At 43.3% G+C, this 25,271-nt stretch carries 11 protein-coding genes and 1 other RNA gene; 10 read left to right on the top strand and 2 right to left on the bottom strand.

Annotated features, from left to right (window positions below):
• The first annotated feature begins 30 nt into the window (after positions 1-30).
• Positions 31-6,501 carry a SpGH101 family endo-alpha-N-acetylgalactosaminidase gene (locus tag B7725_RS09285; RefSeq protein WP_084875851.1) on the top strand — a complete coding sequence of 2,157 codons (6,471 nt, stop codon included), beginning with the start codon at positions 31-33 and terminating at the stop codon, positions 6,499-6,501.
• Between the two features lie 140 nt (positions 6,502-6,641).
• The gene (locus tag B7725_RS09280) at positions 6,642-14,891 is read left to right on the top strand and encodes an SIALI-17 repeat-containing surface protein (RefSeq protein WP_084875849.1); all 8,250 of its coding nucleotides are present in this window, start codon (positions 6,642-6,644) and stop codon (positions 14,889-14,891) included.
• A 167-nt stretch (positions 14,892-15,058) separates the two neighbouring features.
• On the opposite strand, the gene pbp1a is transcribed toward B7725_RS09280, so the two are convergent.
• Positions 15,059-17,233: a penicillin-binding protein PBP1A gene (pbp1a, locus tag B7725_RS09275; RefSeq protein ID WP_084875848.1), complete on the bottom strand. Its 2,175-nt coding sequence runs from the start codon at positions 17,231-17,233 to the stop codon at positions 15,059-15,061.
• Positions 17,230-17,826 (bottom strand): Holliday junction resolvase RecU, encoded by a 597-nt coding sequence (gene recU / locus B7725_RS09270; protein WP_084875846.1) that lies wholly within the window; start codon positions 17,824-17,826, stop codon positions 17,230-17,232. Before recU ends, pbp1a begins: the two co-directional genes overlap by 4 nt.
• Positions 17,827-17,892: 66 nt before the next feature.
• On the opposite strand from recU, the gene B7725_RS09265 reads away from it, so the two are divergent.
• From B7725_RS09265 to cbpF, 8 genes are all read left to right on the top strand, one after another.
• Positions 17,893-18,420, top strand: coding sequence for an SLOG family protein (locus B7725_RS09265; RefSeq protein WP_084875845.1), 528 nt, complete (start codon positions 17,893-17,895; stop codon positions 18,418-18,420).
• Between the two features lie 69 nt (positions 18,421-18,489).
• Positions 18,490-18,816 carry a cell division regulator GpsB gene (gene gpsB, locus B7725_RS09260; RefSeq protein ID WP_000146527.1) on the top strand — a complete coding sequence of 109 codons (327 nt, stop codon included), beginning with the start codon at positions 18,490-18,492 and terminating at the stop codon, positions 18,814-18,816.
• A 23-nt stretch (positions 18,817-18,839) separates the two neighbouring features.
• An RNA gene (gene rnpB / locus B7725_RS09255) (RNase P RNA component class B) lies at positions 18,840-19,221 on the top strand.
• Positions 19,222-19,303: 82 nt separating this feature from the next.
• Complete coding sequence (locus tag B7725_RS09250) at positions 19,304-20,461, top strand: THUMP domain-containing class I SAM-dependent RNA methyltransferase (RefSeq protein ID WP_084875843.1); 1,158 nt, start codon at positions 19,304-19,306, stop codon at positions 20,459-20,461.
• Positions 20,462-20,473: 12 nt separating this feature from the next.
• A complete protein-coding gene (gene mapZ / locus B7725_RS09245) occupies positions 20,474-21,910 on the top strand; it encodes a cell division site-positioning protein MapZ (RefSeq protein ID WP_084875841.1) in 1,437 nt (478 codons plus the stop codon).
• A gap of 75 nt (positions 21,911-21,985) precedes the next feature.
• Positions 21,986-23,410: an NADP-dependent phosphogluconate dehydrogenase gene (gene gndA / locus B7725_RS09240; protein ID WP_061587344.1), complete on the top strand. Its 1,425-nt coding sequence runs from the start codon at positions 21,986-21,988 to the stop codon at positions 23,408-23,410.
• 11 nt (positions 23,411-23,421) lie between these two features.
• On the top strand, positions 23,422-24,111 hold the full coding sequence (locus tag B7725_RS09235) for a response regulator transcription factor (protein WP_007520625.1): 690 nt from the start codon (positions 23,422-23,424) through the stop codon (positions 24,109-24,111).
• 99 nt (positions 24,112-24,210) lie between these two features.
• Complete coding sequence (gene cbpF / locus B7725_RS09230; RefSeq protein WP_084875840.1) at positions 24,211-25,215, top strand: choline-binding protein CbpF; 1,005 nt, start codon at positions 24,211-24,213, stop codon at positions 25,213-25,215.
• Positions 25,216-25,271 lie beyond the last annotated feature (56 nt).

Here is a 25,271-nt window from a genome sequence, read left to right as displayed (position 1 = left end):
TTACTGTAAAGTGAAAGGATTAAGGAGTTTATGGATAAACAATTTTTTGAAAAACGCTGTAAGTTTAGTATTCGTAAGTTTACGCTTGGAGTAGCTTCGGTGATGATTGGAGCGACTTTCTTTGCTACTGCCCCAGTGTTGGCTGATCAAGCAAGGGTTGGTTCAACAACTAATTTACCGAGTGAACTAGCTGATTTGGATAAGAAGGCTAGTGATGAGGGGCACGATTTTGACAAGGAAGCTGCTGCTCAGAATCCTGGTTCAGCTGAAACTACTGAAGGCCCTCAAACAGAAGAAGAGTTGTTGGCTCAAGAAAAAGAAAAGTCTGAAAAGCCAAGCAATCTGCCAAAAGAATTAGAAGATAAGTTGGAGAAAGCCGAAGACAATGGGCGTGAAGTTGACAAAGATCAATTGGCCCAAGATACTGGGAAGCTCGTCCCAGAAGATGTGGCTAAGACTACCAATGGGGAATTAAACTACGGCGCAACTGTTAAGATCAAGACGCCATCAGGAGAAGGTAGTGGTATTGTCGTTGCAAAAGACCTTGTCTTAACGGTTTCTCATAACTTTATCAAGGATAGTCAAGACGGCAATATCCGTAAGGTTGTTGATAATGATAAGGGTGATGGGGATATCTATAGCATCTCTTATCCAGGCTTACCAGATGTTAAATTTAGTAAAAAAGACATTATTCACTGGGATCGTGAAGGTTTCCTAAAAGGCTACAAGAATGATTTAGCCCTTGTTCGATTGCGAACTGTTCTGGAAAATACGCCTGTTGAAGTAACCAAAAAGCCAGTAGTTAAGAAAATCGGAGATAAACTTCATGTCTTTGGTTATCCAGAAGGGAAATTGAATCCGATTGTCAATACTACAGTTGATTTTGCGGAACCATACGGAGAAGGTGTCCAAGGGATTGGTTACCAAGGAGGAAAACCGGGTGCTAGTGGCGGCGGTATCTTTGATACAGAAGGCAAATTAGTCGGTGTTCATCAAAATGGTGTAGTTGGAAAACGGAGCGGAGGCATTCTCTTCTCACCAGCTCAACTAAAATGGATTCAAGACCACATGCAGGGAATTTCAAGTGTGAAACCAGCAGACTTGGAAGAGAAAGAAAAACCAGCTGAAGAAAAACCAAAAGAGGATAAACCTGCAGCTGCGAAACCTGAAACACCTAAGACAGTGACTCCTGAATGGCAAACAGTAGCGAATAAAGAACAACAGGGAACAGTTATGGTTCGTGAAGAAAAAGGTGTCCGCTACAATCAATTGTCCTCAACTGCACAGAACGACAATGGCGATAAACCAGCCTTGTTTGAAAAACAAGGATTGACAGTTGATGCTAATGGAAATGCGACTGTTGATTTAACCTTCAAAGATGATTCTGAAAAGGGCAAATCACGCTTTGGTGTCTTCTTGAAATTTAAAGATACCAAGAACAATGTTTTTGTTGGTTATGACAAGGACGGCTGGTTCTGGGAGTATAAATCTCCAACCGATAGCACCTGGTATAAGGGGGGACGTGTAGCAGCGCCTGAGACAGGATCAATTAACCGCCTATCAATTACCCTCAAGTCAGATGGACAACTCAATGCAACGAATAATGATGAGAAACTCTTTGATACGGTCACTTTGCCAGCAGCTGTTAATGAAACTCTCAAAAATGAGAAGAAAATCGTCCTAAAAGCTGGTTCCTATGGCAATGAGCGTACAGTTGTCAGCGTTAAAACAGACAATCAAGAAGGCGTAAAAGCGGATGATACTCCTGCCCAGAAAGAAACAGGTCCGGTTGTTGACGATAGCAAGGTGACTTATGATACGATCCAGTCTAAGGTACTTAAGGCAGTAATTGACCAAGCCTTCCCTCGTATTAAAGAATACAGTTTGAACGGGCATACCTTGCCAGGACAAGTCCAACAATTCAATAAAGTATTTATCAACAAACACGAAGTCACACCTGAAGTTACTTACAAAAAAATCAATGAGACAACTGCAGAGTACTTGATGAAGCTTCGCGATGATGCTAATCTTATCAATGCAGAAATGACGGTCCGTCTGCAAGTTGTTGATAATCAGTTGCACTTTGATGTGACCAAGATTGTCAACCACAATCAAGTCACTCCAGGTCAAAAGATTGATGACGAAAGAAAACTGCTTTCTTCTATTAGTTTCCTTGGTAATGCTTTAGTCTCTGTTTCAAGTGATCAAGCTGGGGCTAAGTTTGATGGGGCAACCATGTCAAACAATACGCATGTCAGCGGGGATGATCATATCGATGTAACCAATCCAATGAAAGACCTAGCTAAGGGTTACATGTATGGATTTGTTTCTACAGATAAGCTTGCTGCAGGTGTCTGGAGCAACTCTCAAAACAGCTACGGTGGGGGTTCTTATGACTGGACCCGTTTGACAGCCTACAAGGAAACGGTCGGAAATGCCAACTATGTAGGAATCCACAGCTCTGAATGGCAATGGGAAAAAGCTTATAAGGGCATTGTTTTCCCAGAATACACGAAGGAACTTCCAAGTGCTAAGGTTGTTATCACTGAAGATGCCAACGCAGACAAGAAAGTCGATTGGCAGGATGGTGCCATTGCTTATCGTAGCATCATGAACAACCCTCAAGGTTGGGAAAAAGTCAAGGATATCACAGCTTATCGTATCGCGATGAACTTTGGTTCTCAAGCCCAAAATCCGTTCCTTATGACTCTAGATGGTATCAAGAAAATCAATCTCCACACAGATGGTCTTGGGCAAGGTGTTCTCCTTAAAGGTTATGGTAGTGAAGGTCATGACTCAGGCCACTTGAACTATGCTGATATTGGTAAACGTATTGGTGGTGTTGAAGACTTTAAGACCTTGATTGAGAAAGCTAAGAAGTACGGTGCCCACATTGGTATCCACGTTAACGCTTCTGAAACTTACCCAGAATCTAAATACTTCAATGAAAAAATCCTTCGTAAGAGTCCAGATGGAAGCTACAGCTACGGATGGAACTGGCTAGACCAAGGTATCAACATTGATGCTGCTTATGATTTAGCGCATGGACGTTTGGCTCGCTGGGAAGACTTGAAGAAAAAACTTGGTGATGGCCTCGATTTTATCTATGTGGACGTTTGGGGCAATGGCCAATCAGGTGATAACGGTGCTTGGGCTACCCACGTTCTTGCAAAAGAAATCAATAAACAAGGCTGGCGCTTTGCGATTGAGTGGGGACACGGTGGTGAGTACGACTCTACCTTCCATCACTGGGCAGCTGACTTGACCTATGGTGGCTACACCAATAAAGGTATCAACAGTGCCATCACGCGCTTTATTCGTAACCATCAAAAAGATGCTTGGGTAGGGGACTATAGAAGTTACGGTGGTGCAGCAGATTACCCACTTCTAGGTGGCTACAGCATGAAAGACTTTGAAGGATGGCAAGGACGGAGTGATTACAATGGCTATGTAACCAACTTATTTGCCCATGACGTCATGACTAAGTACTTCCAACACTTCACTGTAAGTAAATGGGAAAATGGTACACCAGTTACCATGACCGATAACGGTAGCACCTATAAATGGACTCCAGAAATGAAGGTTGAGCTAGTCGATGCAGCAGGTAACAAGGTTGTTGTAACTCGTAAGTCTAATGATGTCAATAGCCTACAGTACCGTGAACGTACAGTAACGCTCAACGGACGTGTCATCCAAGATGGTTCAGCTTACTTGACTCCTTGGAACTGGGATGCGAATGGTAAGAAACTTCCTACTGATAAGGAAAAAATGTACTACTTCAATACGCAGGCCGGTGCAACAACTTGGACCCTTCCGAGTGATTGGACAAAGAGCAAGGTTTACCTTTACAAGCTAACTGACCAAGGTAAGACAGAAGAGCAAGAACTAACTGTAAAAGATGGCAAGATTACCCTAGACCTTCTAGCTAATCAACCATACGTTCTCTATCGTTCGAAACAAACCAATCCTGAAATGTCATGGAGCGAAGGCATGCACATCTATGACCAAGGATTTAACAGCGGAACCTTGAAACACTGGACCATTTCTGGTGATGCTTCTAAGGCAGAAATTGTCAAATCACAGGGTGCAAATGAAATGCTTCGTATCCAAGGCAATAAGAGCAAGGTCAGCCTTACTCAGAAATTAACTGGCTTGAAACCAAATACTAAGTATGCCGTTTATGTGGGTGTCGATAACCGTAGTAATGCCAAGGCGAGCATCACTGTGAATACTGGTGAAAAAGAAGTGACTACTTATACCAATAAGTCTCTCGCTCTCAACTATGTTAAGGCTTACGCCCACAATACACGTCGTGATAATGCTACAGTTGACAATACAAGTTACTTCCAAAACATGTACGCCTTCTTTACAACTGGTTCTGACGTATCAAATGTTACTCTTACTTTGAGTCGTGAAGCTGGTGATGAAGCAACTTACTTTGATGAAATTCGTACCTTTGAAAATAATTCAAGCATGTACGGAGAAAACCATGATACAGGTAAAGGCACCTTCAAACAAGACTTTGAAAATGTTGCTCAGGGTATCTTCCCATTCGTAGTGGGCGGTGTCGAAGGTGTTGAAGATAACCGTACTCACTTGTCTGAAAAGCATGATCCATATACACAACGTGGTTGGAACGGTAAGAAAGTTGATGATGTTATCGATGGAAATTGGTCATTGAAGACCAATGGACTAGTTAGCCGTCGTAACTTGGTTTACCAAACCATCCCACAAAACTTCCGATTTGAAGCTGGTAAGACCTACCGTGTAACCTTTGAATACGAAGCAGGTTCTGACAATACCTATGCCTTTGTAGTTGGTAAGGGAGAATTCCAATCTGGTAACCGTGGTACGAAAGCAAGCAACTTGGAAATGCATGAATTGCCAAATACCTGGACAGATTCTAAGAAAGCCAAGAAGGCAACCTTCCTCGTGACTGGTGCAGAAACAGGTGATACTTGGGTAGGTATCTACTCAACTGGAAATACAAGCAATACTCGTGGTGATTCTGGTGGAAATGCCAACTTCCGTGGTTATAACGACTTCATGATGGATAATCTTCAAATCGAAGAAATTACTCTAACAGGTAAGATGTTGACAGAAAATGCTCTGAAGAACTACTTGCCAACTGTAGCCATGACTAACTACACCAAAGAGTCTATGGACGCATTGAAAGAAGCAGTCTTTAATCTCAGCCAAGCAGATGATGACATTAGCGTAGAAGATGCGCGTGCAGAGATTGCCAAGATTGAAGCCTTGAAGAATGCTTTGGTTCAGAAGAAAACAGCCTTGGTAGCAGAAGACTTTGAAAGTTTGGATGCGCCAGCTCAACCAGGTGAAGGCCTAGAGAATGCTTTTGATGGTAATGTATCTAGCCTATGGCATACATCTTGGAATGGAGGAGATGTAGGCAAGCCTGCAACTATGGTCTTGAAAGAACCTACTGAAATCACAGGACTTCGTTATGTACCACGTGGTTCAGGTTCAAATGGGAACTTGCGAGATGTAAAACTGGTTGTCACAGATGAGTCTGGCAAGGAGTATACCTTTACTGCAACTGATTGGCCAGATAACAACAAGCCAAAAGACATTGACTTTGGCAAGACAATTAAGGCTAAGAAAATTGTCCTTACAGGTACCAAGACTTACGGAGATGGTGGCGATAAATACCAATCTGCAGCGGAACTCATCTTTACCCGTCCACAGGTAGCAGAAACACCGCTTGACATGTCAGCTTATGAAGCAGCTTTGGCTAAGGCTCAGAAATTGACAGACAAAGAAAATCAAGAGGAAGTAGCTAGCGTTCAGGCAAGCATGAAATATGCGACGGATAACCATCTCTTAACGGAAAGAATGGTAGCCTACTTCGCAGATTATCTCAACCAATTAAAAGATTCTGCTACGAAACCAGATGCTCCAACAAGTAGCAAGGGTGAAGAACAACCACCAGTTCTTGATGTACCTGAATTCAAAGGTGGCGTCAATGCAGCAGAAGCAGCTGTACATGAAGTCCCTGAGTTTAAGGGTGGAGTCAATGCAGCAGAAGCAGCTGTTCATGACTTGCCTGAGTTCAAGGGTGGCGTCAATGCAGCAGAAGCAGCTATACACGAAGTTCCTGAGTTCAAGGGTAGTGTCAATGCAGCAGAAGCAGCTGTACATGAAGTCCCTGAGTTCAAGGGTGGGGTTAATGCAGTTGAAGCAGCTGTGCATGAAGTCCCAGAGTTTAAGGGAGGAGTCAATGCGGTCCAAGCCTTGGTAAACGAGAAACCAGCCTACACAGGTGTATTGGCTACAGCTGGAGATCAAGCAGTTCCAACAGTTGAAAAACCTGAGTACCCGCTCACTTCAAGTCCAGTAGCTGATACCAAAACTCCGGGAGCTAAAGATGAAGAAAAACTACCTGCTACAGGGGAGCACAGTTCAGAAGTAGCCCTCTTCTTAGCAAGTGTGAGTATCGCTTTATCTGCTGCGGTTCTTGCGACAAAACGTAAAGAAGATTAATGAGATTTGATTTCAGCTGTTCAAAGCAACTCGAATCAAAAGGGAACAAACAGCCGGAGAGGACCTCTTGGTTCTCTCCTTTTTCAAAGGAGAAATGATACCGCTTACTCATGTATGCGGATGAAAGGAATAGGAGAAAGATGGATAGACATTTTTTTGAGAAACGCTGTCACTATAGTATAAGAAAATTTGCAATCGGTGCAGTCTCCGTTATGATTGGTGCTAGTATCTTTGGCGCCAATATGGTTCAGGCGGCAGAAACAGCAACACCTTCAGAGACAGAGGGAAGTATCACTCATGTTCAAGCACTGGATAAGTTACCAGATGATTTAGCCGCTGCGCTTGAAAAGGCGGATGCAGAAGCTGCAACAGAAGCAAGTCATGAAGAAACTCCAGCGACAGATGAGGGAAGCAATCCTGCAGCAAGTGAAGAGGCAAAACCAGAGGCAAGTCCTGCAAGTCCCAAGCCAGCAGAAACGCCGAAACCGGTTGAAACACCAAAGGCAGACAAACAACCTGCGGAAACCACTACACCAGCAGTAAAACCAGCTGAGAAGACAATCGAAGATAGAGAAGATGTCAACCATCTCGAAGGTGCTACAGCTCAGGCGAGCAACCATGAGACTGGAACCAACTTTACTGCAGATAAGGCTATCGATGGAGATGACAATACTCGTTGGGCTACGGATAAAGATGTACCAAAACCAACTTTTGAATTAACTCTTCCAAAAACTACCCTCATCAAGCATGTAGAAATAGACTGGGATCGTCGTCTTCGTAATGGGCAAAATGATCCCAATATCAAATCTTGGAGTCTCTACTACGCAGGTCAAGAAGACGTGGGCGCTAACGGAGAAAAACAATGGAAACTCGCTCATACCAAGACTGGAGATCCTGTTTTAGATGAGAAAGTAGACCTAGTTGAAAGTATTAAAGCTAAGTACCTCAAACTGGAGGTCAATGATTATCAAGCGGGAACAATGAACTGGAGAAACGTTGGAATCCAAGAAATTCGAGCTTATTCTAACGTTCCGGACCATAGTAAGGTAACGGATATCCGCCAAGTAACCGAACTAACAGTAGCAGAAGATGGACAGTCCCTTGTCTTACCAACTTTACCAGGAAAAGTCAGTCTTATCGGTAGCAATAAACAAGGTGTAATTGACCTTCAAAATCGTATCTATAAACCTCTGACAGATCAACGCGTTAAGGTTATGGTGCAGCAAATCAAAGACAGCCATACTTTCACTAAGGAATTTGAAGTAGTCATCAAGGGACTACATCAGGACGAGGGTGTGGGTGTGAAACCAAAAGTAGCGCCAGCTGTTCAACAATGGTATGGAAAAGAAGGTCAATCTTCTATCACTTCAGATACAGTTCTTGCGACAGGAGATTCAGAATTTGATCAGGCTGCAACCTTCTACCAGTCAGACCTTGCAAGCCGTGGATTGGAACTTGCAACAGGTGACAAACAGGCTCAAAAACGAATCGAATTTAAAAAGGTTGAAAACAAAGGTTATGGCAAGGAAGGCTATGGAATCACTATCCAAGATGATGTGATTACCATTGAAGCTGCAACGAACACAGGAGCCTTCTATGCAACTCGTACTCTTCTTCAAATGGGAGAAACAGACCTACAAAATGGCGAAATTCGTGATTTCCCAAGTTTCAGCCACCGTGGCTTTATGCTGGATACAGGTCGTAAATTTATCCCTTATGACACCCTTGTAGACATCATGCTCAACATGGCTTACTACAAGATGAACGACTTGCAGTTGCACCTTAATGATAACTATATCTTCCTTAAGGAACACTTGGCAGGTAAGAATTTAAGTCCAGAAGAACAACTCAAGTATGTACTTGAACATGCCAAGACTGGTTTCCGTTTGGAGACCGATATTGTCGGTACGAATGGTCAAAAATTAACATCAGATGAGCATTATACTAAAGAAGAAATGCAAAATCTGATTAAATTGGCCAAGGCCTTGCATATCAACCTAGTACCAGAAATTGACACACCAGGTCACGCCTTGTCCTTTGTCAAAGTCCGCCCAGACCTCATGTATCAAGGTAGTTTGAGCGATTATGCAGGCAAGCATAATGTCGAGCGCGTAGCTATGCTGGACCTAGATAAAAAATACGATGAAACGCTGGCTTTTGTCAAATCAGTTTATGACAAACTCCTCGATGGTCCAGATGCACCACTTCATGGGGTATCAACTGTTCATATCGGAACGGATGAATACTATGGCAGCAGAGAAAGCTATCGCCGCTATGTCAATGACCTTATCAAATACATTAAAGGAAAAGGCTATACCCCTCGTATCTGGGGCTCGCTCAGTGCGAAACGTGGGAGCACTCCTGTTGATTGGAACGGAGTAGAAGTTGATATCTGGAGCATTGGCTGGCAACGACCAAATGAAGCCATTGCTCAGGGAGCTAAGATTATTAACATCACGGATGTGCCGACATATAGTGTCCCAAGTGGAAGCAATAGTCAAGCAGCCTACGGGGACTATGCCAACTACGAACGCCAGTACAATAGCTGGACACCGAATGATTTTAGAACAGGTGGAGGTCCACTTCTACCAGCTTCTCATCCAAGTATTATTGGTGGCGGGCACGCAGTTTGGAATGACAATATCGACCTTCATGAGACAGGTTTGACCTCTTATGATATCTTTAAACGCTTCTTTAAGAGCATGCAAACCACTGCAGAGCGCACTTGGGGATCTGACCGTGCAGCTGCGACCTTTGCAGAACGCACCCTACCAACGAGTCCTTATGCGCCACAGTCAAATCCTGATAAAGAGATTGATCAAAGCGACTTGTTTACCATCAATTCTGAAACAGTCAAGAACTATGCAAGTAAGAAGGTGAAGACAAGCGAGCAAGGATTGGCTTTTGAGAAAGACAGCAGTATTGAAGGCTTGGCAGGTGATGTTGGTCCAAGTCACGTCTTGAAGTTTGATGTAACTGTCACTGGAGACGGTGAACAAACCTTCTCAACAAGTGGGGACAACCGTATCTATCTAGCTGATAAAGACGGCTATCTTGCTTATCAATTTGAACAGTTCCATATCCAGTTCAAGAAGAAACTTGAAAAGAACAAACGCTATCAAATCTCCATCGTGACCAAACCACAATCAACAGAAGTCTATGTGGATGGTGAAAAGATTGAGCGTATCGCAAATCCAGCCCACCCTCGTTTTGCCCACAATAGCTTGGTACTACCGCTTGAAAGCATCGGTGGATTCAAAGGAATCTTGCATAGTGCAGAGTTGTCAGACAAACCATTTGTAAATCCTCGTTTGATTTCAAATGATAAGATTACTGCAACCGCAAGCAGTCAGCAACTTCCAGGAAACGCGACTGAAGGCGCTGTTGAAAAGGCCTTTGATAATGATCCAAATACCTTCTGGCATACTAAGTGGACTGGTGACACTGCGCCATACACCCTTACTATGACCTTGAAAGAAGCAGAAAAAGTCAATGGATTGACTTATCTCCCACGTCCAGGTGGTGGAAATGGCGTTGTGACGCGCTACGAAATCTACGCACAAAAAGATGGCCAAATGGTCAAGGTTTCAGAAGGAAGCTGGGACAACAACGCCCAAGAAAAAACAGTCAACTTTGCGGCGGTACATACCAACAAGATTGAGTTGAAAGTATTGGAAGGCGTTGGTGGTTTTGCAAGTGCTGCTGAAGTTCATCTATTGAAACCTGTCAAAGAAGAGCAAGAAACGCCTGCACCAAGTCAACCAGAAAAACCAACTACACCAGAAAAACCAAAAGTTGAGCAAACTGGCGATGGAACAGTTGAATTGGCAGATCAATTCACTGCAAGCAAACCAGCTAGCGAAGACAGCATTGCAGCTGCTAGCAAGAGCAATGACTATCTTAAGAAAGAGTACAAGGTCTTCCCAACTCCACAAAAAGTGACCTATGGCGAAGGCGTGACGGCTCTTCGTAAGCAAGTCAATCTGGTTATGGGGGATCAGCTCGATATCTATACTCGCAATCGCTTGAAGAGTGTCTTGCAGGACAATCAAGTATCTTATACAACAGGTAAATCTGCAGTTGCAGGCGCAACCAATATCTATCTTGGAGTGCATGGACAAGGTTCACAAGCAGAACAAAACTTGTCAAACGTTTCAACAGGCCTCTTTGACAAGATTGATGCCTATGCTTTGACCATCAAGGATAACTCGATTTCCATCGTCGGAAAAGATACAGATGCAGTCTTCTATGGTTTGACAACCTTGAAACATATGCTCAAGGAAAGTCACGTTCCAGTTCTTCGTAATGTAACGGTGGAAGATTACGCAGAGCTCAAGAACCGTGGTTTCATCGAAGGTTACTATGGAAACCCATGGTCTAATGCAGATCGCGCGGAACTCATGCGTTTTGGTGGTGATTTGAAATTGAACCAATACTTCTTTGCACCAAAAGATGATCCATACCATAACAAGAAATGGCGTGAACTCTATCCAGAAGAAAAACTAGCTGAAATCCGTGAACTTGCTCGCGTCGGAAATCAAAGTAAAACTCGCTATGTCTGGACCATCCATCCATTCATGAACAACCGCATCCGCTTTGGCAATGAAGCGCACTACCAAGAAGATTTGGCAACCATCAAGGCTAAATTTACCCAGTTGATGAAAGTGGGTGTCCGCGAATTTGGTATCCTTGCAGATGATGCTCCAAGCCCAGTCGGAGGCTACAATAACTACAACCGCTTGATGCAAGATATGACCAAGTGGTTGACTGAAATGCAGGGAACTTACAGCGGTCTTCGTAAAGAAATGATCTTTGTTCCTGGCCAGTATTGGGGTAATGGACGTGAAGATGAGTTGAAATCCCTCAATGAAAATCTCCCAAGTTCAACATCCATGACCTTGACGGGTGGTAAAATTTGGGGTGAAGTCTCTGAAAGCTTCCTTTCAACTCTCAAGAACAATCTATCCGCAGGTGGCAAGACCTATCGCCCAGTTTCACTTTGGATTAACTGGCCTGTAACAGATAACTCTAAACAACACTTGATTCTAGGTGGTGGTGAGAAATTCCTTCATCCAAATGTGGATCCAAGCTTGCTATCTGGTATCATGTTGAACCCAATGCAACAGTCTGAACCATCTAAGATTGCCCTCTTTTCAGGAGCTCAATACTCATGGAAACAGTGGAAATCAGAAGAAGAAGCTAAGAAAATCAATGACATTGCCTTCAACTTTGTAGAAAATGGTCATTTTGAAGATAGCAAGGTATCGGCAGCCTTCCGTGAACTTGGTAAGCACATGATCAACCAAAACATGGATAATCGTGTCGTCAAACTAGAAGAATCGGTAGACTTGGCTCCAAAATTAACAGACTTCATGACCAAACTCAAAGCAGGTCAGGATGTGACTGCAGAACGTGCAGCCTTGCGTGCAGAATTTGCCAAGATTAAAGAAGCAGCCGAACTCTATAAAGCATCAGGCGATAAAAAAATGGTTGCCCAAATCCACTATTGGTTGGATAATGCAATCGATCAAATGAATGCTCTCGATGCCTTCCTTACAGGAACTGAAGCCATGGCTACAAACGATGCAGCCAAACTTTGGGATAGCTACTATAAAGGTTTGAAATTGTACGAACAGTCTCAAACTCACACCTTCCATTATGTAGACCATATGGAAAAAGCTGAATTGGGTGTTCAACACATTCGTCCATTTATCCTATCCTTGAAAGAAGTTCTAGCGTCTGAAGTTCAAAAAGTCTTGCATCCAGACCAAATCATCAGCACCTTTATCACCAATCGAACAGGTGTAGAAGGTGGTTTGGCAGAAGTGACGGATGGCGATTTGGCAACTCATGCGATTATTAAATCACCAAATAGCATCAAGACAGGTGATTATATTGGTATGAAGTTCAACAAACCAGTAGCGATTCAAACCTTGACCTTTGCTATGGGAACGCAGGCAAATCCACGTGATACTTTTAGTAAGGCAGAAGTGCAGTATCTAGATGAAAACGATAACTGGGTAACCTTGAAAGAGCCAAGTTATGTCGGAAATGAATCCCTACTTAAGTTTGAAAATCTCACTATCAAGGCCAAGGCAGTTCGCATGATTGCGACAGCAGATCGCGAGAATACTTGGTTTGCAGTTCAGGAAATTGCAGTCAACCGTCCAGTTGAAAAAGCTCGTAGCCAACAAGCAACGACAGTTAGTCTAAGCTCAAACTTAGTTTACAAACTAAATACCTCAGCTCGTCAAATCACTGATGGCAAGGACAATACAGAAGCCATGATGGCAAACGCTGACGGTAGCAATACGACACCAGTTGATGCCTGGGCACAACTTGACCTCGGTGAAGTCAAGTCAGTCACTAAAGTACGACTCCGCCAAGGAACGGGTGATAAGCTTGCCACAGGTGTACTTGAGTACTCTACAGACGGCACTACTTGGCAGGAACTCGATCGCTTGGCAGGTGAGCAAACCAAGGAAGTGACTAGAGCGATCAATGCTCGTTATATTCGAGTTCGCAATACCAAGGCCCTCGACCTCTGGTGGCGTATCCAGGACTTCTCTGTTGAGACACGCTCTGGAAATAGTGAGTTAACAGACACCAACGTGGAATCCTTGAAGGAAACGCCGGTAGTGGATAGCTTGGGCAGTTACGAGCTTCAGATTCCAGCTGGAACCAAACTCCCTGCTCATAGCTATCTAGGAATGAAGCTTGACCGTATCCATCAAATCAAGAGCATCCAGCTCCAAGGTCAGGCCAACCCTGCTCTTAGCCTTGAGTACTCTGCAAATGCGCAAGAGTGGACGCCAGCTAGCCAGTTGACAGACAGATCTGTAGTGAGTCACTTGGTACGTTATGTTCGTCTGGTCAATAAAACAGATCAGGAACAAGCTGTGACAGCCACTTCTCTCCTTGTGACAACCAAAGAAGTGCAACCAACCAAACTAGAATCTACAACTATGGGAATTCACCCAACATACGGAAGCAATGATGTTCGTAAACTGAACAACCTAGATCAACTATTTGACGGTGTTTACAACAACTTCGTTGAGTTTTCAGACTACGCCCATAAAGATGGTCACGTAACCTTGAAGCTTGGTAGCGAACGTACCATCAAGAAGATCAGAGCCTACATCCAAGACGGAACGCAAAACTATCTTCGTGATGGTAAGATCCAAGTCAGCCAAGATGGTAAAACTTGGACAGATGTCGTGACAGTAGGAGATGGTGTAGCCAATAGCCAACACGATGATTCATTGACAGATGGTTGGACACATGATTCTAAGATACCAGGAAATCGCTACATAGAGGGTGAATTGACGACACCAGTCAAAGCCAACTATCTCCGTGTCCTCTATACAGCGGATTATGATGCCCGTTTTGTAGGCTTTACAGAATTAGTGATCAATGACGGTGAATTTGTCAAACCAATCAATGATCCAACAGTAGAAGGAAGTAGTGGAGAAAGCCAAGGCAACCTCTACAACAATCTTGTAGACGGAAAAGTCTTGACCAGCTATAAGTCTGAAAAAGAGAAGGGAGAGTTGGTGTATCACTTGTCTGAGCCAACTAATGCCAACCATCTTCGTCTTGTCTCTAGTCTTCCTGAAGGAGCGCAAGCACGTGTTCTTGCTAGAACACTCAAGGATGGGCAAGACAGCTGGCTAGACCTCGGTGCCATTACATCCAGTCTCCAAACCTTCGCTATCCGAAATGGTGGCTCTCTTCTAGACGTCAAATTAGTCTGGGAAGGTGGCAAGGCTGAGTTTTATGAATTGGCTAGCTTTTATCAAGAATTAACAGAAGAATCGGTTCAATCAAGCAAGGGTGAAGAGCAACCACCAGTTCTGGAGGTTCCTGAATTCACAGGTGGTGTCAATGCAGCTGAAGCAGCAGTGCATGAAGTACCAGAATACACAGGCCCACTTGGGACAGCTGGAGACCAAGCGGCACCGACAGTTGAGAAGCCTGAGTTTAATGGTGGTGTCAATGCAGTTGAAGCCCTAGTACATGAACTTCCAGAGTACACAGGACCATTATCGACAGTAGGCGATCAAGCCGCTCCAACAGTAGAGAAACCTGAGTTTAAGGGTGGTGTCAATGCAGCTGAAGCCTTGGTACATGAGCTTCCAGAGTACACAGGATCATTATCGACAGTAGGCGATCAAGCCGCTCCAACAGTAGAGAAACCTGAGTTTAAACTTAGCTCTTTAGCTTCCGATCAAGGTAAGACGCCAGATTATAAGCAAGAAATAGCTAGACCAGAAACAGCTGAACAAATCTTGCCAGCAACTGGTGAGAGTCAATCTGATTTAGCCCTCTTCCTAGCAGGTGTTAGCCTAGCCCTATCTGCTCTCTTTGTAGCAAAAACAAAGAAAGACTAGTATTCAACAAAACCTCTTAACAAGATTACAAAATCAGTTTCTCATCTTTTCCAATGAGGCTTATAGTACGCAGAAAGCCTGAGAAGATTTCTTCTCAGGCTTTTGCTAATCATATAAATACGATACTGCTATAAAAAAATCACCCAGAATACTCTGGGTGATAAATGTTATGGTTGTGCTGGTTGCGGATTCTGGTTTTGTTGGCCAGGGGTTGTATTTGATTGTTGCGTATTATTGTTAGGATTGGTAGTCGTACTATTATTTGTGCTTGTATTTGTGCTTGGAGTAGTTGAGCTTGACTGAGAAGTCGAGCTCTCAGATGTTGAGCTAGAACTTTCAGGTGTTGGGGCTTGCTGTGGAGCAGGTGTAGTCCATGTAGAACGAGCACCATTTTTAAAGACAAATTCTCCACCTCTGTAGAGTCCTTCTGGCATAGTCCAGTCACCAGGATGATCATCTTCAGATAGATAAGTCATCATCGAACGGTAAACCTTAGCAGCAACATAGAAGCCATCACCAACGATAGGAGTAAGGCGGTTCGAGTAACCAGTCCAAACGGCCATTGAATATTTACGAGTATAGCCAACGAACATTTCGTCCGGAGCTACATAACCCGTATTTTTAATGTAGTTTTCAATCTCATCATCTGTATAGTTTGACGTACCAGTTTTACCAGCTTGTGGTAGCCAAGGGAGGTAGGCTCCTCGACCAGTTCCGTATGCCAAAACGGTTTTCATCATATCTGTCATCATATAGGCTGTCGTTTCTTTCATAGCACGTGTACCAGAATCAGAGAATTCTTTTGAACTGCCATCACTAAAGACAATCTTATTGATATACATAGGTTTGTGGTAGATACCGCCATTGGCAAAAGCAGCATAAGCCGCAGCCATCTTCTCGCTACTTGCTCCATACCTTTTGTCAGATTCGGTTGTATTACTTGAAATAGCATTAGCATAGTGTATGCTTGGGTAGTCAATACCGAGTCCATTTAGAAACGTCTTGGCACGATCAAGTCCTACTTTCTCTAGCGTTTCTACAGCCGGCACATTCCGTGATTGCTGGAGAGCATACTGGAGTGTTATGTTGCCAAAGTAACTCTTATCCCAGTTATAGACAGGGGTAGAGGTTCCAGGATAATTATAAGGACTATCGTGAACAATCGAAGCAGTTGAATCATAAACGCCGTATTCCAAAGCAGGAGCATAGTCTGTAATAGGCTTCATGGTAGAACCCCAGTCACGGTTAGTTTCTACAGCCTGGTTTATTCCAAAGGAAACGTTACTTGATTGGTGGCGAGCACCTAATTGGGCAATGACTTTCCCGTTTGTGACATCAACGATAGTAGAGGCCACCTGTAACTCATCATCTGGATAGTTGACATACTCGTCCGTATTGTAAATATCCCAGAGACGTTGTTGGACCTTAGAATCAACGTTTGTGTAGACTTCCATACCCGTAGTTAAAAGGTTGTAACCTGTTTCCTGTTCAACTTGGTCAATCACCTCTTTGAGATAGTTGTCCATGTATGGAGGATAACTATTAGCCGATTTTAGACTTTGAAGTCCATCTGTAATCGGAGTATTAATCGCTTTTTCATATTGCTCAGCTGTAATGTAACCTTGCCCCTTCATCTCAGAGAGGACGAGATTACGACGTTCTTGAGCGGCTTCTGGATGCGAGTATGGATCATATTGGTTTGGAGCCTGAGGCATACCAGCAAGGAGAGCCAATTGAGGAATGCTTAGATCTTTGAGATCCTTGCCATAGTAACTTTGGGCAGCCGTCTGCATTCCGTAGTTACCGTTTGACATGTAAACCTTGTTGATGTAGTAGGTCAAAATCTCTTGTTTAGTCGCTTTTTGTTCTAGCTGAACGGCTAACCAAGCTTCCTGGGCCTTACGAGAAAGGGTTTGGTCAGAAGTTGACGTAGAGAAATAGGTTAACTTGATCAACTGCTGCGTCAAGGTTGAAGCTCCTTGCAGGCCTCCACCACCACGAAGGTTTCGTAGGGTAGCACCTAGGATACGGATCGTGTCGATTCCTCGGTGATTAAAGAAGCGATGATCCTCAATCGAAACAATAGCGTTGACCAAATCGGTCGGTATTTCGTTTGCTTGGGCATTGACCCGACGTTCTGATCCAAGATCAGCGATAAGTTCATCATTGCTGTCATAGATCTTACTTGACGTTGTAGCGACCAGTTTACTTTCAGATAGGGCTGGAGCATTGCTAACATAGTAGAGAAAGAGACCTCCGCCCAGCATAATAGCTGCGATAAATACAGTTAAGAAGCAGATACTGATATATTTAGCTATTCGCAGGATAGTTTGTTTGTTCATCTTGTTTTACCACCTAGTAAATGTTCTTTGATAATATCGAGATAGGGAATCTGGGGAAAGGCACCCAGCTCAATCCTATATCCATTTTCTCGAATATATCCAAGTGGCATTGACTTTTGTCCCTTATCTTGATGATAGAAACGAATCAGGTCAACAGCCGGCAATAAATAAGTTTCTTGCTGAGAAGCAAAGTGAAGAAGGACAAAGCAGATTCCTCGCTGGGCAAGGACCTGTTCCATATGCTGAATCTGATGGAGATGAAAATTCTTCATCGGAATCGCATGTTTTTGCCTGGTTTCCTTCGCTTCAAAGTCGATGTAGTATCCATCATAAACCCCTGAATAGTCAGTAGTTGAAGCTTGTCTAAAGTAGGCTTCAACAATCTTGGCACGACTTCGTTGGGGATAGTCGACACGTACGATTTGGATGGGAGTCGGTTTCTTGTGAATCACTGCTAACCCATGCGACAAATAGTAGTCGTTCGTTGCATTGATCATCTTTTCAAAAGACATTCCCCGATTTGCGAAATTTTTAGTTTGTGACGGGGGAGCTTGTCTCTTCTGTGATGAAATTTTATGTGGATAGTTGACCATAATTCTCCTTATTGGTACAATAACATCACTCTATTATATCATAAATTTACAAAGAAAGGGTTAAAAATGACAACAGCCTTGATTTTAGGTTATTCTGCCTTCGACCTTGGTCTCTTTAATGACAAGGATATTCGCGTTGATATTATCAAAACAGCTATTCGGAGAGACCTGGAGCGTCTAGCGGAGGAAGAGGTGACCTGGCTTGTCTTTACTGGGGCTCTGGGCTTTGAGTACTGGGTACTTCAGGTGGCGAAAGACATGAAAATAGACTATGGATTTCAGCTGGCGACCATTTTTGATTTTGAAACCCATGGCAGTAACTGGAATGAAGCCAATCAAGTGAAGTTGAGCGAATTCAAGCAAGTTGATTTTGTCAAATATGCCTATCCACAGTATGAACACAAGGGACAACTACGTGATTATCAGAAATTCTTACTGGAGAACACAGATATTTGCTATCTTTTTTACGATGAAGAAAACAAAACTAAGTTACAATATTTTTACCAAATGATGAAAAATCAAGCGGACTATGTTACAAGGCAATTAACATTTGATGAGTTAAATGAACTAGCAGAAAATTTTTCTGAAAAGTGACCCTTTGACCTTGATTTTTACTTGTATTTTTTTATATAATAATACTAGTAACCCAGAATGGAGAGAGACATGGCAAGTATTATATTTTCAGCAAAAGATATTTTTGAACAAGAGTTTGGACGTGAAGTACGTGGATACAGTAAAGCAGAGGTAGATGAATTCCTCGATGATGTGATTAAGGATTATGAAACCTACGCAGCTCTGGTTAAATCCCTTCGCCAAGAAATTGCTGATTTGAAGGAGGAGTTGTCTCGTAAACCACAGGCGGCTCCAACTCAACCAGACTCTATTGAAGTAACAGCTTCTACTTCAATGACAAACTTTGATATTTTGAAACGCTTAAATCGCCTCGAAAAAGAAGTATTTGGTAAGCAAATCTTAGACAACCAAGATTGATAATTAACTAAGGAATGAGTGCAATTTTTGGATAATCGCGTGAAGAGGTTCTCTTTTCATGAGGAAAGTCCATGCTAGCACAGGCTGTGATGCCTGTAGTGTTTGTGCTAGGCGAATTCATAAGCCTAGGGACGAGTGATCGTTACGGCAGTCGAAATGGCTAAGTCTTCGGATAGGTCAGAATAGGCTTGAAAGTGCCACAGTGACGGAGTCTTTCTGGAAACAGAGAGAGTGGAACGCGGTAAACCCCTCAAGCTAGCAACCCAAATTTTGGTCGGGGCATGGAGTGCACGGAAACGAACGTAGTACTCTGGCTGCTAGCAGCTCCATGCTGTTAGCGGTAGACAGATGATTATCGAAGGAAGTGGTCCTAGTCACTTCTGGAACAAAACATGGCTTATAGAAAATTGCATATAGGTTGGGGCTGAGAATCTTTCTCAACCTCATTTTTTAAAGTGAACAAGAGAAAGGTCTTGCAAGACTAGAAATGAAAGAACAATTTAATTTAATCGCAACTGCTGCGGCGGGTCTCGAGGCTGTCGTTGGACGTGAGGTGCGAGACCTTGGTTATGATTGCCAGGTTGAAAATGGGCGTGTCCGCTTCCAAGGAGATGTGAAGGCAATCATTGAGACCAATCTTTGGCTTCGTGCAGCGGATCGCATCAAGATTGTGGTCGGAAGTTTTCCAGCTAAGACCTTTGAAGAGCTTTTTCAAGGTGTTTTTGCTCTAGAGTGGGAAAACTATCTCCCACTTGGGGCGCGTTTCCCGATTTCAAAGGCCAAATGTGTTAAGTCAAAACTTCATAATGAGCCCAGTGTTCAGGCTATTTCTAAGAAAGCTGTTGTGAAGAAATTACAAAAATACTATGCCCGCCCAGAAGGTGTTCCACTGATGGAAAATGGTCCTGAGTTTAAGATTGAGGTGTCCATCCTCAAGGATGTGGCAACTGTCATGATTGATACGACAGGTTCTAGCCTCTTTAAGCGCGGTTATCGTGCGGAAAAGGGTGGAGCTCCTATCAAGGAAAACATGGCAGCGGCCATTTTACAACTCTCTAACTGGTATCCAGACAAACCTTTGATTGATCCGACCTGTGGTTCAGGAACTTTCTGTATCGAGGCGGTTATGATTGCTAGAAAGATGGCGCCGGGTCTTCGCCGTTCCTTTGCTTTTGAGGAATGGAACTGGGTCAGCGATCGATTAATCCAAGAGGTCCGTACTGATGCTGCTAAGAAAATCAATCGTGAGATAGAGCTGGATATCATGGGCTGTGATATTGATGCTCGTATGGTAGAAATTGCCAAGGCAAATGCCCAAGCAGCAGGTGTTGCAGGAGATATCACCTTTAAGCAAATGCGGGTACAAGATTTGCGCTCAGACAAGATCAATGGCGTTATCATTTCCAATCCACCATATGGGGAGCGCTTGTCCGATGATGCAGGAGTTACGAAACTTTATGCTGAGATGGGACAGGTCTTTGCACCACTGAAAACCTGGAGTAAGTTTATCCTGACGAGTGATGAAGCTTTTGAAAGTAAGTACGGAAGTCCAGCAGATAAAAAACGAAAACTCTATAACGGGACCTTAAAAGTGGATTTGTATCAATACTTTGGTCAGCGGGTGAAACGCCAAGAGGTAAAATAGAAAGGTAAACTCATGAGCAAGAAAAGACATGATCGTCATAAAAAAGAACAGCAAGAGCCACAATTCGACTTTGACGAAGCAAAAGATTTGACTGTTGGTCAAGCAATTCGTAAGAATGAAGAGGTTGAGGCTGGAGTATTGCCTGAAGACAATATCTTGGACAAATACATCAAACAGCACCGCGAAGAGATCGAGGCAGATAAGTTCGAAACTCGTCAGTTTGAAAAAGAAGAATTGGCTTCTACTCGAAACTTAGAGGAATTGATCCAAGAAGTTCGTGAAACAAGTGAACTTTCTGGAGAGGTAGAAGGTTCAGATGTGGTTTCCGAGGAATCTGTTGAAGAGATAGAAAATGAAGAGACTACTCAGTTTGTTCCTCCACTTCAAGATGAAGAAAGTGCTGAAATAGAGCCCCTCGTTTTAACAGAAACAGCATCCAAGGAAATGAATGAGGAAAATGAGGAACAAGAAGAAACCTATACTTCCCTATCACGATCAGTACAGACGGAACCTGAAACAGGCTCTAAAAAGAAACGTCTGATTACTATCGTTTCTGTGGTAGCTGCGATTCTTGTTCTTGCTGGGACGTATTATGTCTACCGTCAGGTATCTCGTTCAAACCAAGAAATTCAGTCTTCTCAAGCATCTTCAGGAAATCAAGAATCGCAAACCGACTTGCAAGAGTTCAACACGCTTTATGATGCCTTCTATACAGATGCCAATAAGACTGCTTTAAAAAATAGCCAGTTCGATAAGTTGAGCCAGCTAAAAAACTTGCTAGATAAGTTAGAAGGTAGCCGTGATTATACACTAGCTAAGTCAAAATACGATAGCCTAGCAACTCAAATCAAGGCCATTCAAGATATCAATGCCCTCTTTGAAAGTCCAGCTATTACTGACGGTGTCTTGGATACCAATGCTAAAGCCAAGGCGGATGCTAAGTTCACGGAAGTTAAAACGGGAAATACAGAGCTTGATAAACTGTTAGCTCAGGCGATTAGCCTTGGTAAGAGTCAACAAACAGCTCCTTCAAGTTCTAGCTCAAGTCAAGCAAGTTCAAGTTCCGCTACAGAAAGCCATCCAAGCAGTACGACGCCTTCAACAAGCACTACGGAACCAGCTAGAGATACAAATGGTGGTTTATCTGGTGATGGTGTAAATCTACAGAGAGGACTTAGTCGTGTACCGTATAACCAATCAGCTGTAGACGATAGCAATAACCCTGCTTGGACGTTTGCAGATGGTGTATTGGAACAGATCCTAGCAACATCACGTGCACGTGGCTACATCACTGGCAACCAATACATTCTCGAACGTGTCAATATTGTAAACGGAAACGGCTATTACAACCTCTACAAACCAGATGGAACCTACCTCTTCACCCTCAACTGTAAGACGGGTTACTTTGTAGGGAATGGTTCTGGTCATGCAGATGACTTGGACTATTAGGAGTCCGTTACAAAATTCTTTCCTTTCATAGGTAAAAATGATAAAATAAAACAAATGAAATAAGAGGAGTGTCACATGACAAAAGCTAACTTTGGTGTCGTAGGTATGGCCGTAATGGGTCGTAACCTTGCCCTAAATATCGAATCTCGTGGTTATACAGTTGCTATTTACAACCGTAGTAAAGAAAAAACAGAAGACGTGATTGCTTGCCATCCTGAAAAGAACTTTGTGCCAAGCTATGACGTGGAAAGCTTTGTAAACTCAATCGAAAAACCTCGTCGTATCATGCTCATGGTTCAAGCTGGACCTGGTACAGATGCTACAATTCAAGCCCTTCTTCCACACCTTGACAAGGGTGATATCTTGATTGACGGAGGAAACACTTTCTACAAAGATACCATCCGTCGTAATGAAGAGTTGGCAAACTCAGGTATCAACTTCATCGGTACAGGTGTCTCTGGTGGTGAAAAAGGTGCCCTTGAAGGTCCTTCTATCATGCCTGGTGGACAAAAAGAAGCCTACGAATTGGTTGCTGATGTTCTCGAAGAAATTTCAGCTAAAGCACCAGAAGATGGCAAACCATGTGTGACTTACATCGGTCCTGATGGAGCTGGTCACTATGTGAAAATGGTCCACAACGGTATCGAGTATGGTGACATGCAATTGATCGCAGAAAGCTATGACCTCATGCAACACTTGCTTGGCCTTTCTGCAGAAGACATGGCTGAAATCTTTACTGAGTGGAACAAGGGTGAATTGGACAGCTACTTGATCGAAATCACAGCTGATATCTTGAGCCGTAAAGACGATGAAGGTCAAGATGGACCAATCGTAGACTACATCCTGGATGCTGCAGGAAACAAAGGAACTGGTAAATGGACTAGCCAATCAGCACTTGACCTTGGTGTGCCATTGTCACTGATTACTGAGTCAGTCTTTGCCCGCTACATCTCCACATACAAAGAAGAGCGTGTACATGCTAGCAAGGTCCTTCCAAAACCAGCTACTTTCAAATTTGAAGGTGACAAGGCTGAGTTGATCGAAAAGATTCGTCAAGCTCTTTACTTCTCAAAAATCATTTCATACGCACAAGGTTTTGCCCAATTGCGTGTGGCTTCTAAAGAAAATAACTGGAACTTGCCATTTGCGGACATCGCATCTATCTGGCGCGATGGATGTATCATCCGTTCACGTTTCTTGCAAAAGATCACAGATGCCTACAACCGCGATGCTGATCTTGCTAACCTTCTCTTGGATGAGTACTTCTTGGATGTTACTGCTAAGTACCAACAAGCAGTGCGTGATATCGTAGCTCTTGCTGTTCAAGCTGGTGTACCAGTGCCAACTTTCTCAGCAGCTATTACTTACTTTGATAGCTACCGTTCAGCTGACCTTCCTGCTAACTTGATCCAAGCGCAACGTGACTACTTTGGTGCCCACACTTACCAACGTAAAGACAAAGAAGGAACATTCCACTACTCTTGGTATGACGAAAAATAAGTAGGTCTGCCATGGGGAAACGGATTTTATTACTTGAGAAAGAACGAAATCTCGCTCATTTTCTCAGTCTGGAACTCCAAAAAGAGCAATACCGTGTTGATCTGGTAGAGGAGGGGCAAAAAGCCCTTTCCATGGCTCTCCAGACAGATTATGACTTGATTTTACTGAATGCTCGTCTGGGGGATATGACGGCCCAGGATTTTGCAGAGAGGCTGAGTCGAACAAAACCAGCCTCAGTGATCATGGTCTTGGACCATCGCGAAGAATTGCAAGACCAGATTGAGACAATCCAGCGCTTCGCCGTTTCTTACATCTATAAGCCAGTGATTATTGATAATCTAGTTGCTCGTATTTCAGCGATTTTCCGAGGTCGGGACTTTATCGACCAACACTGTAGTCAGATGAAGGTCCCAACGTCTTACCGCAATTTGCGTATGGATGTAGAACATCATACTGTTTATCGTGGCGAGGAGATGATTGCTCTGACGCGCCGTGAGTATGACCTTTTGGCCACTCTCATGGGAAGCAAGAAGGTCTTGACTCGTGAGCAGTTGTTGGAAAGTGTTTGGAAGTACGAAAGTGCGACAGAGACCAATATCGTGGATGTTTATATCCGTTATCTACGTAGCAAGCTTGATGTAAAAGGTCAAAAAAGCTACATTAAAACCGTGCGTGGTGTTGGGTACACCATGCAAGAATAGAAAAGCAGTTGCAGTTATGTAACTGCTTTTTTTGAGAAGTTTCTATATATTGACATACAGTAAAGTCTTTGCTACAATCAGTTATGGAGGAAAGATCGAATGAAAAAATTTAAAATAATGATGCAAGTTGGACTCGCGGTCTTTTGCTTTGCTTTGCTAGCGACAAGCACCGTCTTTGCGGATGATACTGATTCAGAAGGCTGGCAATTTGTCCAAGAAAATGGTAGAACCTACTATAAGAAGGGAGAACTCAAAGAAACCTACTGGCGAGTGATTGATGGGAAGTACTATTACTTTGATTCTTTATCTGGAGAGATGGTTGTCGGCTGGCAATATATCCCGTTTCCATCTAAAGGTAGTACAATTGGTCCTTACCCAAATGGTTTAAGATTAGAATATATGCCAATGCCAAAATGGTATTACTTTGGTCAAGATGGGGTACTACAAGAATTTGTTGGCAAGCAAGTTTTAGAAGCAAAAACTGCTACAAATACCAACAAACATCATGGGGAACAATATGATAGTCCAGCAGAGAAACGAGTCTATTATTTTGAAGATCAGCGTAGCTATCACACTTTAAAAACCGGTTGGATTTATGACGAAGGGTATTGGTATTATTTACAGAAGAGTGGTGGCTTTGATGCTCGTATCAACAGTTTAACGGTTGGGGAGCCAGTGCGTGGTTGGGCCAAGGATAACTCAACTTGGTACTATCTAGATCCAGAAACTGGTATCATGCAAACTGGTTGGCAACAACTTGGCAATAAGTGGTACTACCTCCATTCATTAGGAGCCATGGCAACTGGTTGGTACCAGGAAGGCTCAACTTGGTATTATTTAGATGCTGAAAATGGTGATATGAAAACGGGCTGGCAATACCTTGGGAACAAGTGGTACTACCTCCGTTCATCAGGAGCTATGGCGACTGGCTGGTATCAGGAAGGTTCGACTTGGTATTATCTAAACGCAAGTAATGGTGATATGAAGACTGGTTGGTTCCAGGTCAATGGCAAATGGTACTACGCTTATAGCTCCGGTGCTTTAGCAGTCAACACCACAGTGGATGGCTATACGGTCAACTATAATGGCGAATGGGTCCAATAATGAAAGAGGCGATTGTGAAGGAAACAATCGCTTTTTTTGTGAAAATATAATAAAAT

Source organism: Streptococcus oralis subsp. tigurinus, assembly GCF_002096275.1.
GTDB classification, from domain to species: Bacteria; Bacillota; Bacilli; order Lactobacillales; family Streptococcaceae; genus Streptococcus; species Streptococcus oralis_CN.
Note: the sequence above shows the minus strand (reverse complement) of the source record. Positions and strands in the feature narration are given on the sequence as shown.